10 protein-coding genes are annotated in these 12,542 nt (G+C 59.3%); 9 read left to right on the top strand and 1 reads right to left on the bottom strand.

The annotated features are described in order from the left end of the window. The first annotated feature begins 314 nt into the window (after positions 1–314). The 5 genes from ACNKU7_RS02905 (at position 315) to ACNKU7_RS02885 (ending at position 6,015) form a co-directional block, all read left to right on the top strand. Positions 315–1,712, top strand: coding sequence for a S1C family serine protease (locus ACNKU7_RS02905; protein WP_418295458.1), 1,398 nt, complete (start codon positions 315–317; stop codon positions 1,710–1,712). Then, on the top strand, positions 1,703–2,752 hold the full coding sequence (locus ACNKU7_RS02900; protein WP_418295457.1) for an FHA domain-containing protein: 1,050 nt from the start codon (positions 1,703–1,705) through the stop codon (positions 2,750–2,752). The genes ACNKU7_RS02905 and ACNKU7_RS02900 overlap by 10 nt, the downstream gene beginning before the upstream one ends. A gap of 79 nt (positions 2,753–2,831) precedes the next feature. Further along, positions 2,832–3,905 (top strand): histidinol-phosphate transaminase, encoded by a 1,074-nt coding sequence (gene hisC / locus ACNKU7_RS02895; RefSeq protein ID WP_418295456.1) that lies wholly within the window; start codon positions 2,832–2,834, stop codon positions 3,903–3,905. Between the two features lie 163 nt (positions 3,906–4,068). Further along, positions 4,069–4,962: a penicillin-insensitive murein endopeptidase gene (gene mepA, locus ACNKU7_RS02890; RefSeq protein WP_418295455.1), complete on the top strand. Its 894-nt coding sequence runs from the start codon at positions 4,069–4,071 to the stop codon at positions 4,960–4,962. Positions 4,963–4,998: 36 nt separating this feature from the next. Further along, positions 4,999–6,015, top strand: a complete 1,017-nt coding sequence (locus tag ACNKU7_RS02885; protein WP_418295454.1) for a D-alanine--D-alanine ligase — start codon at positions 4,999–5,001, stop codon at positions 6,013–6,015. An 18-nt stretch (positions 6,016–6,033) separates the two neighbouring features. Here ACNKU7_RS02885 and ACNKU7_RS02880 read toward each other — a convergent pair whose 3' ends face one another. Further along, on the bottom strand, positions 6,034–6,606 hold the full coding sequence (locus tag ACNKU7_RS02880) for an HNH endonuclease (RefSeq protein WP_418295453.1): 573 nt from the start codon (positions 6,604–6,606) through the stop codon (positions 6,034–6,036). Positions 6,607–7,344: 738 nt separating this feature from the next. Between ACNKU7_RS02880 and ACNKU7_RS02875 the strand changes: the two genes are divergently transcribed. The 4 genes from ACNKU7_RS02875 to dxs all read left to right on the top strand — a co-directional run bounded on the left by ACNKU7_RS02875 (position 7,345) and on the right by dxs (position 12,310). Next, positions 7,345–8,865 carry a PQQ-dependent sugar dehydrogenase gene (locus ACNKU7_RS02875; protein WP_418295452.1) on the top strand — a complete coding sequence of 507 codons (1,521 nt, stop codon included), beginning with the start codon at positions 7,345–7,347 and terminating at the stop codon, positions 8,863–8,865. A gap of 162 nt (positions 8,866–9,027) precedes the next feature. Continuing rightward, entirely contained in the window at positions 9,028–9,285 is a 258-nt protein-coding gene (gene xseB, locus ACNKU7_RS02870; protein WP_418295451.1) for an exodeoxyribonuclease VII small subunit, read from the top strand. A gap of 18 nt (positions 9,286–9,303) precedes the next feature. Then, positions 9,304–10,191: a polyprenyl synthetase family protein gene (locus ACNKU7_RS02865; protein ID WP_418295638.1), complete on the top strand. Its 888-nt coding sequence runs from the start codon at positions 9,304–9,306 to the stop codon at positions 10,189–10,191. 199 nt (positions 10,192–10,390) lie between these two features. Further along, the gene (gene dxs / locus ACNKU7_RS02860) at positions 10,391–12,310 is read left to right on the top strand and encodes a 1-deoxy-D-xylulose-5-phosphate synthase (protein ID WP_418295450.1); all 1,920 of its coding nucleotides are present in this window, start codon (positions 10,391–10,393) and stop codon (positions 12,308–12,310) included. Positions 12,311–12,542: the final 232 nt, after the last annotated feature.

Here is a 12,542-nt window from a genome sequence, read left to right as displayed (position 1 = left end):
AACAAACCCATTACATGTCGATCACAGGCAATTACACGCCATTTCAACACCCAGAGAACCTGTTCACACTTTTCGAGGAACTAAAGCGCCAGTTATCCACACTGCGATTCCGGGCAGATTCACTACACTGTCGAATCGGTTGCCTGTTTTTTTACCGGTATGGATCTGTGCTCCGTATATTTTCCGCGTTACTAATGTCCTTTTTATATGGCGGTACCCTAAGCAGAGTACTGCTTCCCTTGTTGGGGTGCGGCCGATCCCGTAATATCAGGCGTCTTTTCGCCCACAAATTAAGCAGCGCTGTTTTATCCACGATGTTGAGAATATTTACGCGCCTAACCCGATGCGCCGCCCTGGTTTCACTGCTTGCGGTTTATTCGTCTGGCCTTGCGCAGGCGCAGAGTTACGAGCAGCTGTACAGTGATTATCGTGACAGCCTGTACCAGATCCGCCTTATTGAGCGCTCCTCCAATTCCAAGGCCGGCCTCGGCTCGGGGTTCCAGATATCCGCCAACGGGCTCATCGCCACTAACTATCACGTCGTTTCTGAAGCCGTCAGCCACCCGGAAAAATACAGCCTGAATTACCTGTCGGTGGACGGGCAGGAAGGCGAGCTCGAGCTGCTGGATGTGGACGTCATCAATGACCTGGCAATACTGCGGCAAAAAGGCACGGTCGGTAAGCAACACCTGGTACTGGCACAGCAGACCCCTAACAAGGGCGAAACCATCGTGGCCCTGGGCAACCCGCTGGATCTGGGGATGACCCTGGTGCCGGGCACCTATAACGGTATCGCCGGCGGCAGTTTCTACGACCGCATTCACTTTTCAGGCTCGATCAACCCCGGGATGAGTGGTGGCCCGGTGATCAACCGCAGTGGCAAAGTGGTGGGGATCAATGTAGCCACGGCAGGCAACCAGATCAGTTTCCTGGTGCCTGTGGATAAGTTGGTCAGCCTGCTGGAGGACTACCATAAGGAGTCGGGTAGCCAGGGCAACGGTGCGCTGGAACTGCAGCCGGTTATCCACCGCCAGCTGCGCAATAACCAGCAGCGTATTATCGACGCCATCCTGAATGCCGACTGGAAACTCCGCCCCCTCGGCGACGCCATGGTGGTCGGCGAGATTGTGCCCTCGGTACAGTGCTGGGGGAATTCCAGCGAAAACGAGGATGAAACCCTGGAGCAGATTGCCAAGGGCTGCACCGGCCAGGACGTGGTGTATCTGTCCGAGGAGTTTGATACCGGGCGCGTCGAGTACGAATTCTTTTGGCTCGAAGGCGATGAGGCGCTCACCTCATCGCGCTTTTACAGTGCGTATGAAGACGAGATGAGCGGGTTCTTTCCCGGCAATAGCGCAAGCGACGACGACGTCACCAATTACAAGTGCCAGCAGAAGTTCACCACTCAGCCGCGCATCAGTAGCAAGCAGCCCGACAACGGTGAAGGGGTAAATGGCGAAACATCCGCCCAGAGCGAAGAAAACCAGAAGCCGCCAAAAGCCAATGGCAACCGCGATCCGGTAGTGGCGCGAACGTCTTATTGTGTGCGCCGCTACAAGGAATTCCCGGATTTGTATGACGTGTTCTATGTCAGCCTGACCGTGGACCAGGAGAAGCGCGCACTGGTGAGCCATTTCACCCTGTCCGGGTTTACCGAAGAATCCGCCAGCGCCTTTACCAAGAAGTTTGTGAGCGAAATCGAATGGCACTGATTATCGAAGAAATCAGTCGAGCCCACCGGGTACACACCCGGCACCGGATGGAAGAAGACCGCGCGACGCTTGGCCGCAGCTTCAACAATGCGGTGATCGTGGAGGATCCTCACGTCGATCCGGTACACGCCGAAGTCATTCGCGATGAAGACGGCTGCTATGTGCTGCGTGACCTGCAGAGCCTGAATGGGGTTCAGCTGCTGCGCAACTGCCGCGACAAATCGGTCAAGCCCGCCGTGGTCACGGAGCACCTCATCCAGTCCGGGGACGAAATCCAGATTGGCAAGAGCCGCCTGCGCTTTACCGACACGGATAACAGCGTCGCGCCGGCCATTCCGCTGCATTCTGCGGAGACCGTATTCGACCGCCTGGCGACGCCGATGGTGGCCGTCGGGCTGTGCCTGCTGGTCGCCGGTCTCTCTCTGTGGCTCGGCTATCTCGGAACGGCGAACAAGGTTCCCTGGACCAAGGGCATTGAAGTCATTACCAATACGATCATCGGCCTGCTGATATACGCGGCAGCCTGGTCGTTTATAGGCCGCGTGGTTCGCCACGAATCCCACTTCCTCGCCCACCTGTCCATCGCCGGGGCCGCAGTGCTGCTGTTCACAGGCTGGCAATGGTTCAGCACCCTGCTCGATTACAATTTTTCCATTTCACAGGCGATGCCGCTGGTGAATACCGTGGCGCTCGGCATTCTGCTCCCGGTGGTACTCTGGTGCGCGGCCTACCTGGCACTCAACCTGACACCGCGCTGGCGCCTGGCCGCGGCCATCCTCGTGCCCTGGTGCTTTCTCGGCCTGGCCGCGGCCATGCAGATCGGCGAGATGGATGAATTCAGCGAATCGCCCCAAGTCTCCAAGGAGCTCAAATACAAAGACCTGCTGTGGCGCAAACCCGTACCACTGCAGGACTTCCTCGCCCAGGCGCCGGATCTTTTCGATATTCCGCTAGGGGAAAAAGACTCAGACAAGGCCAGTGACAAGGCAACACAGAAATCCGCAACCGATGGCGAAACGGGATCAAACGAAGAGTCCTGAGCGCACGGCAATTGCGAGAGAATAAACAGTATCAGTGCACATGGGCTGCAGTAGCTCGCACCGCACAAGGAGTGAACCCATGACTAATCCTTACTGGAGCCCGGCGCTCGCGCGCCTGGAACCTTATGTCCCCGGCGAACAGCCAAAGAGTACCGACCGGCTGATAAAGCTCAATACCAATGAAAGCCCCTACCCGCCTTCTCCGCGCGCGCAGGCCGTGCTGCAGGAAGGCGATCTGGGCGACAAGTTGCGCCTCTACCCCGACCCGGAATCGAGCGAGCTGCGCGCGGTCATCGCCGACCAGTTCGCGCTCGCGCCGGAGCAGGTATTCGTTGGCAATGGTTCCGACGAAGTACTGGCGCATGCGTTTTACAGCTTTTTTCAGCGCCCCGAGCCACTGCTGTTTCCCGATATTACCTACAGTTTTTACCCTGTGTACTGCCAGCTGTACGGCATCGAGTTCCAGTGTCCGCCACTGCGCGATGACTTCAGCATTGGTGTGGACGACTACGCCGTGGCGGGCGCCGGCGGGGTAATCCTGCCCAACCCCAATGCGCCAACCGGGCGCTACCTGCCGCTGGCCGAGATCGAAAAGCTCTTGAAGTTGCACCCGCAACGGGTCGTGGTGATCGACGAGGCCTATATTGATTTCGGTGGTGAAAGTGCCAGCAAACTGATTGCGGACTACCCCAACCTGCTGGTTATCCACACCCTGTCGAAATCCCATGCCCTGGCGGGACTGCGCCTGGGATACGCACTGGGTCAAGCGCACCTCATCGAGGGACTCAACCGCACTAAAAACTCGTTCAACTCCTATCCCATCGACGGCATTGCCCAGCGCGTAGCCGCGGCCGCGATCGCCGACCGGGGCTGGCTTGCCGACAACTGCGGCAAGGTCATCGCGACCCGGGAGCGCTGCTGTGCGGCGCTCTCTGCGCTCGGATTCGATATTGTGCCCTCGACCGCCAATTTCATATTTGCCAGGCCCCCGGTAGAGTCTGCCGAGTCGCTCTATCAGGCGTTGCGGCAACGCAATATCCTGGTGCGTTATTTCAACAAGCCGCGTATCAGTGATTACCTGCGTATCAGCATCGGAACCGACGAGGAAATGGACATTCTGATTGGCGCATGCAAGGAAATCCTGTCGCACTAGACAAGGCGCGCCCGCGGTGGAGACGCCGCACATGTCACAGGGCCCGGCCGTGTAGCGGCCGGGCTGCACCACAGTTTGCAAGCGGAGCATTCCACAGAACTGGCTGTCTAAACCTCTATAATTGCCCGGAAATGCCATCCACAACCGACGCATAGTTGTTTTTATGTCGCCTATCGCCCGCTTTTATCCAAACCTGATCCTGACCGCCCTGCTTGCGAGCCTGCCCATTGTTGCGTTGGCTGCAAACCCCTGGGAGTCCATCGCCACGCCATCCAGCCAGCCCCCGGCCAGCATCGGTAATTACACCAATGGCTGCCTCAGTGGCGCAGAGCAAATGCCACTGCGCGGTGAAGGTTTCCAGTTGGTCCGCACCGGGCGCAACCGCCACTTCGGCAACCCCTACCTGATCGATTTCCTCAAGGATTTTTCCAACGCGGTAGAAAGTGCCAGCCTCGGCCGGCTGCAGATTGGCGATATGTCCATGGCCCGGGGCGGTCCTTTCAGCAGCGGCCACCGCAGCCACCAGATGGGACTGGATGCGGACATCTGGTACTCACAGGATGCGCGCGCGGCAAAGCGCCCGCTTACCCCCTGGGAGCGGGATAATATCTCCGCAATCCCGCTCGCCGATGAGCGGGCACACCAGCTGATTGCGGAAAACTGGGATCCCCGTGTCCCCAGGATCCTGCGCCTCGCTGCTGAAGACGACCGGGTAGCACGCATTTTCGTGCACCCGACCATCAAGCGAAAAATGTGTGAGATGGCTGGAGACGACAACAAATGGCTGCGCAAAGTACGCCCCTGGTGGGGACACAACTATCATTTCCATGTGCGCCTCAACTGCCCACCGGGAGACAAGGGCTGCACGCCCCAGGCGCCAGTGCGCGGTGAGCCCTGCGGCAAGGATCTCGACTGGTGGTTTGGCGAGGAGTTTTACGCCATGCTTAACGGCACTGCACCGGAGCGGCCGAAACCGTCCGAGCCGGTTGAGCCGCCGCCCATGCCCGCCAGATGCGAACAGGTGATGAACGCACCACCCAGCTTGATCGACAAATAGCTGACAGACCAATAATTCCGGAAAGATGAGAGCCCCATGAATAACAAGGCTGAAACAACAATCAATGTGCTGCTGATCTGCGGCGGTGGCGGCAGCGAGCACGACGTATCCCTGCGCACCGCAGACTTTATTCAGCGCGAGCTGGGTAAGTCACCGGAATTTCGTATCCAGCGCGTCACTATGGATGGGGCGGGACAACTGCGCGACGAGCAGCAGCGCGTGCACGAGCTGCGCTCCGACAAGCTGCTCTACAGCAGCGACGGCAGCGCCCAGCCGGTGGACTATGTTGTGCCAGCGATCCACGGTTACCCCGGCGAAACCGGCGACCTGCAGTCGCAGCTGGAAATCCTCGGTATTCCTTACTTCGGCTGTGGCCCCGAGGCGAGCAAGATCTGCTTCAACAAGGTCACCACCAAGCTGTGGCTCAGTGCCCTCGGTGTCGACAATACGCCCTACCAGTTCCTGTGCAGCAACACCACAGAGGAAACCGGCAAGGCCCGGCAGGCGCTGCAGGAGTGGGGCACTGTATTTGTTAAGGCGTCCAATCAGGGTTCTTCAGTCGGTTGTTACAAAGTGTCCTCGGAAGAAGAGATGCAAGCGGTGCTGGACGAAGCCTTCTCGCTGTCGCCCTATGTGCTTATTGAAAAAAGCCTCAAGGTTCGGGAGCTGGAGGTCGCGGCCTATACCTACGAAGGGGAGCTGATTATTACTGCGCCCGGAGAAGTGTGTGCACCATCGGACACTTTTTACAGCTACGAGGAAAAGTACGCAGAGGGAAGCCGCGCCCAAACGCACGTTGTGGCGCAGGGACTCAGCGATGCCCAGCTCGGCTGGATTCACGAAGCGTCAAGACGCACTTTCGTTGGCTTGCAACTGAAAGATCTCTCCCGCATCGACTTTTTCCTGACAGACGAGGGTGATATCTACCTGAATGAGGTCAATACATTTCCGGGGATGACCCCGATCTCCATGTTCCCCAAAATGCTGCAAAATCAGGGGCACGATTTCCGCGTATACCTTGGCGCACTGATCCGCGAAGCCGTGCACGCCTGAGTCAGCGCAACCCGGCCTTCAGCACGCCCGTAACCATCGCTCCTGTCGCGGCCGCGAAAACTGGCCGCGCAGGAATTCCATCTGATCCCCCCGAATCCGCACACTGTTGGTCAGTGCCAGGTACTCAGCCGCATTGGGTACAAACGGCAGTGCCAGCAGCTCCATCTCAATATCCTGCAGCAGGCGATTACCCTTGTGCTGATTGCACCGGCGGCAGGCGGTTACCACATTCTCCCAGATATCTTTGCCGCCGCGGGAAACCGGGTGTACATGATCGCGGGTCAGCTCACTGACGAAAAAGCTCTGCCCACAGTACAGACAGGTATGCTCGTCGCGCGCAAACAGTGCGCGGTTGGTCAGCGGAGGACGGGTACGCGGCCGCGCCATTCGCTCGCCGCCACAGGCAATGATTGCCGCCAGTTCCAACCGTGAGCGCTCGCCGCGCCGATTGATCCCCCCGTGAACGGTCTGCACGACGCCGCCGAGCGTCCATGTCACCAGCTCACGAACATACAGACAAGCTGCGTCCTCCCAGCTCAGCCACTCCAGTGGTTGCCCCGCCAGGTTCAGCCTGAGTATTTGCGCTTGCATGCGTCGACCTCCTGTTTCGCTGTCCGCTGAGAATGCTGAAAACAATAAAGCCCCGCGGTAGAGCCGGCGGGGCTTTGTAAAAAAGAAACGTACTTCTGGGGGAAAACGTAAATCGGGAAGGAAACTGCAGAAAACTGGAGGCGATGCAGCCCTGACCACCAGACATTACCCGGCGGTTGTGGGAGTATCAGTGGCTGGCATAAATTACTGAATGCTTCATCCTCCGCGGTCGGTGAATTTCGACCGGCTTGTGGTGATTAAAGCGGAGTATTGTTACGGTTTCCATACAACACAGGGAAAACCGTGCAGAAATAACGCTGAAAAAGAATGAAGTAGAGCGGGATAAGGAATAATGCGCACTGGCGAAATATTTATCACAGTGCAAAATGTAAAACACCGCCTGGGCAATCCGGCCCAAGCGGTGCGTCTCACAGGATGGTGCCTAATCCTTTAGGCTGGCGGCTCGACTCCATTCCTTGGAGGTCAGTCCCTTGCCGCCGGTGTGTTCCCTTTCTCGTCCTTGCAATTACATTATGGACATTTGGGAAAATTAGAGTAGTGGGAAAGTGCTGAACTTGATGTAAGAGATGTCTTACACGAGTGTGACCGATATCACATTTTTAGACGGGTTCTTCGAGCGGGGAGCTGGCGCACTGCACATTTGGTACCTGTGTGCGGCATGCTGCGCCCAACTATAGTTACTTTTGTTACGAGTTCAAGACAATAATGGACAGGTCGTTGAGATTAACGCCACTTATTACCACAGTTGCGATTAGCGCAGTTGCTGCCGTCACCGGACTGATCTTCGCTGCGGTCAGCGGCTGGATACCCGGTGTCAATGTACCCTGGAAACAACTCGTTGGTGCCAGCACAGACCAGCAGACTGTTGAGCAAGAACTGAAGGTGGCCACGGGTTTCCGCCTCGACCTGTTCAGCCGGGATGTTCCCAACGCCCGCTTTATGGCCACAACCCGCAATGGCGATTTACTGGTGTCCCAGCCAAAGCTCGGCCAGGTGAGCCTGCTGAAGGCAGATCGCAATGGCGATGGGCAGGCCGATGGGCAACGGATTCTGATCGAAAACCTGAAACGCCCCCACGGGCTCGCGCTCTACGAAGACTGGCTGTATATCGCCGAGAGTGATGGCGTCGGCCGGGTCGCGTTCGATCACTCTGACGGGCGCCTTGCCGGTCGCTACCAGAGAATCGTCAATGGTCTTGGGGATACCGGAAATCACTGGACCAAGACCATCGCCCTCGGGCCGGACGGCTGGCTATACCTGTCCAGTGGCTCTACCTGTAACGTGTGTATAGAAGAAGATCCCCAGCGGGCCACGATCATGCGCTTCCAGCCGGATGGCAGCGATTTCGAAATTTACGCCACCGGCCTGCGCAACAGCGTTGGTTTCGACTGGTCGCCCAAGGATGGCGCGCTCTACGCCACCGATAACGGACGCGACTGGCTCGGCAATGACTTCCCGCCGTGCGAGCTCAACCGTATCGAGAAAGGTCACTTCTACGGTTGGCCCTACGCCAACGGCAACCGTGTGCCCGATCCGGATTTTGGCGCTGGAAAAGGCCAGGAAGTGAAACAGCGCATCGCCCAGTCGACACCGCCGGCATTCGAGTTCCGCGCCCACAATGCGCCCCTCGGCATGCGCTTTTTACGCAGTCCCGAACAGCCGCCGATGTACCGGGAAGCAGCGCTGGTCGCGCTGCACGGCTCCTGGAACCGGGATGAAAAGGACGGCTACAAGGTGGTGTCGCTGCATTGGGACGAGAGCGGCAAAATCCACGCAGAAGACTTCTTGTGGGGTTTTCTCGACAGCAGCAAAAGTAACGTCGTGGGCCGCCCGGTCGACGTCGTCGAAGATGTGCGTGGCAACATATACATTTCCGATGATTACGCTGGCGCGGTATACCGGGTACAGCCCGGTGTCGCAGACGAGGTATCCGTGGTCTCGCGGCCACCAATCAGCGCCCCCAAGAAACCCCTCGCGATCGACGGCGATGCCGCCCGCCAGGGCGCGCAGATTTACGCGCGCCGCGATTGTGCCCGCTGCCACACCCAGGCACCGCTGCGCGACCTCTCCCGCAAGTACTCGCTAAAACAGCTGGCAGACTACTTCGACACCCCCACGCCGCCCATGCCCAACTATGGCTTCAGCAACAGCCAGAAGCGCGCCCTCGCCCACTACCTGATGGAGCGGGAGCTGCACAGTCAGGGGAGCCCGGGGGAACCCCAGGATTATTTACGCTAGGGCCCCATACCATCCGGCACTGGGCAGGTTGCCACCGATCACGGGGCGGTCTCGCCCATGCGGTTCGATGGCGCCGGCACAGGTCACGCACCAATTGACCCCCTTACCTGCAGCGGCTAAGGTTGCCCCGCACTGAGAGAGCCCCTGTAGAGAGACAAGGCCATGGCAGCAAAGAAGAAAGCCGCTACCTTCGAGAGCGCACTGGAAGAACTGGAACAGCTGGTGGAACGCCTGGAAAGCGGCGACCTGCCGCTGGATGAAGCGCTGGCAGATTTTGAGCGCGGCGTGAAGCTGACCCGCGAATGCCAGCAGAAGCTGGCCAGTGCCGAGCAAAAAGTAAAAATTTTGATGGAGGAAGGCGGCAAGATCCAGGAGCTGCCCTTCGATGCCGAAGACGACTTTCCGGGAGACGTGGAGTAAGTGAGCGCTTCCAACACTATGCCTGCAGCCCTGCAGGTATTTCTGCGCACCGCCAACGCCCGCGTTGAGCAGACGCTGAAAGAGGCCCTTTCCGACAAGTCCCCCGCTGACACCCTGTTTGCAGCGATGAACTATTCCGCCCTCGGCCCCGGCAAACGCCTGCGTCCGGCACTGGTGTACGCCACCGCTCAGGCGCTGACCAGTGAAGAAGTGCTCACTGCCTGTGATCCGGCCGCAGCGGCACTGGAGTGCATTCACGCCTATTCACTGGTGCACGACGACCTTCCCGCCATGGACGATGACGCCCTGCGCCGCGGCCGCGCCACCTGCCATATCGAATTCGACGAGGCCACCGCCATCCTGGCGGGTGACGCGCTGCAAACCCAGGCGTTCGAACTGCTGGTGAGCGCGCCGATGACCAGCGACCTCAAGGTACAGCTGATAGCTGAACTGGCGCACGCCTCCGGCGCCCGCGGCATGGTTGCCGGGCAGGCTGTCGATCTGGCGGCGGTGGACAAAGCCCTGACACTGGATCAGTTAAAACAGATGCACCGCCTGAAGACCGGTGCCTTGATCCTGGCCAGCGCCAGAATCGGCGCACTGATCGGCGGTGCCGACAGCACCCAGCTGGATGCCATCACCCGCTACGCCAAGGCCATCGGCCTCGCCTTCCAGGTTCAGGACGACATCCTAGACGTCACCACAGACACTGCCACTCTGGGTAAAACCCAGGGCGCCGACATTGCCCGCAACAAGCCCACGTATGTATCGCTGCTGGGACTCGACGGCGCGCGCGCCAAGGCCGACGAGCTGCACCGGGAGGCCAGCGAAGCACTGGTTGAGCTCGGCGGACAGACACGGATACTGCAGCAACTGGCGGACTATATCGTGCACCGGGATCACTAGCGCCTCCTCCGGCTATTCCTTAAGAAGTACAGTCCTCCAGATTGAAGCCAGAGCGGCTCGGGGGAGCCCCACAGGATGCAATCTACCGCCTGTGGGCATACAATCCCCTACCATTATCAGTTGCAATTGATACTTTGGGCCCAGTGCCGGTAACCGGCACAGGAAACGGAGCCCAAATGCCCGAATTCCAGGACTTTTGATGTTCGACCAGATACCCCGCACGCGCCCGTTTACGCCGCTGCTCGACCAGATCGATGACCCGGCCCAGCTGCGCGCCCTGTCGGAAAAACAGCTGCCAGAAGTGGCGCGCCAGTTGCGCGAATACCTGCTCTATTGCGTCGGCCAGACCGGCGGCCACTTCGGCGCCGGCCTCGGCGTCGTCGAGCTCACCATTGCGCTGCACTATATCTACAACACCCCCGAAGACCGGTTGGTATGGGATGTAGGCCACCAGACCTATCCGCATAAAATCCTCACCGGCCGCCGCGAGCAGATGCTCAGCATGCGCCAGCAGGGCGGCCTGTCCGGTTTCCCCAAGCGCAGTGAAAGCCCCTACGACACCTTCGGCGTCGGACACTCCAGCACCTCCATAAGCGCCGCCCTCGGCATGGCGTTGGGCTCCCCGGATGAGCGCAGAGTCGTCGCCGTGATTGGCGACGGCGCCATGACCGCGGGTATGGCCTTCGAAGCACTGAACCACGCCGCCCACACCGGCAAGGACATGCTCGTCGTGCTGAACGACAACCGCATGTCCATTTCCAAGAATGTGGGCGGTCTGGCCACCTATTTCGCCCGGATCCTCGCCAGCAAGACCTATCTCAACATGCGCGAGGGCAGCCGCAAGATCCTGTCCGCCATTCCCAAGGCCTGGCAACTGGCGCGGCGCACCGAGGAGCATGTGAAAGGCATGATCACCCCGGGCACCCTCTTTGAAGAACTGGGGTTCAATTACGTGGGCCCGCTGGACGGCCACAATATGCAGGACCTGGTGCACACCCTGCGCAATTTGCGCAGCCAGCGCGGTCCTCAGTTGCTGCATATCGTCACCACCAAGGGCAAGGGCTTTGGCCCCGCGGAAGAAGACCCGGTGGGTTACCATGCACTGAACAAGCTCGAGCCGGAACCCAGGGTACAGGTGACTGTGCCGGGAGAAAGCACGAAGAAATTACCAAAGTACCAGGACATCTTCGGCCAATGGCTGTGTGATGCCGCAGAAGCCGACGACAAACTGATTGCCATCACACCGGCCATGTGTGAAGGCTCCGGCATGGTCAATTTTGCCGAGCGTTTCCCCGAGCGCTTCCACGACGTCGCCATTGCTGAACAGCACGCGGTTACCGTTGCCGCCGGTCTCGCCTGCGAAGGCCAGAAACCGGTGGTCGCGATTTACTCCACGTTCCTCCAGCGCGGCTACGACCAGATGGTGCACGACGTAACAATCCAGAACCTGGATGTAACCTTTGCCATCGACCGCGCCGGCCTCGTCGGCGAAGACGGTCCGACCCACGCCGGCAGCTACGACCTGACCTTTATGCGCTGCCTGCCAAACCTGATCATTGCCGCGCCCAGCGACGAGAACGAGTGCCGCCAGCTGCTGCACACGGCCTATCAGTACAACGGCCCTGCCGCTGTGCGATACCCCCGCGGCACAGGCCCGGGTGTGGATATTGAGCGGGCATTGACGGAATTGCCGATCGGCAAGGGTCGTGTGGTTCAGGAAGGTAAAGACGTCGCGATCCTGAGCTTCGGCACCCTGCTCGCGCCCGCGCGCGAAGCCGCCGAAAAACTGGGAGCAACTGTGGTCGACATGCGCTGGGTAAAACCGCTGGACGAAGCGCTGATCGACGAACTCGCCGACAGCCACAACCTGCTGGTAACACTGGAGGAAAACACCATTGCCGGCGGTGCCGGTAGTGCGGTGGCGGAATACCTCAACAGCCGCGTAATGCCGGTGCCGCTATTGCAGCTCGGTTTACCGGATAAAATTATCGAGCACGGCAAGCACCCGCAATTGTTAGCGGAAATCGGGCTTGATGCCCGTGGCATTGAAGAACAAATCCGCGAACGCCAATTGCTAATGCACCAGGCGCAATCAAACGGGCAAGCTGCGGCGATATAAAGCTTACGAAGCGAAGAACTCGAACTTAAGGCCGGGTGCCGGGGGCGGGTTTTCAGGATCGTCGCAGACAGGATGTTTGCGCCAAAACGCCCGGGGATGGGTTGAAGGGGGGCGCCTAGCCTGGTCCTGAAAACCCGCACCCGGTGCCCGGCCGCCACTGCACTTCGAACCGAGCTCCTATTTAGGACTCCGAAAGAAACGAAGTGGCGTCGGAGCACAGGGCAAGGTTTTT

The sequence above is a fragment of the Microbulbifer weihaiensis genome (assembly GCF_048323715.1).
In the GTDB taxonomy this organism is placed as follows: Bacteria; Pseudomonadota; Gammaproteobacteria; order Pseudomonadales; family Cellvibrionaceae; genus Microbulbifer.
This window is presented reverse-complemented; position numbering and strand designations above follow the sequence as displayed.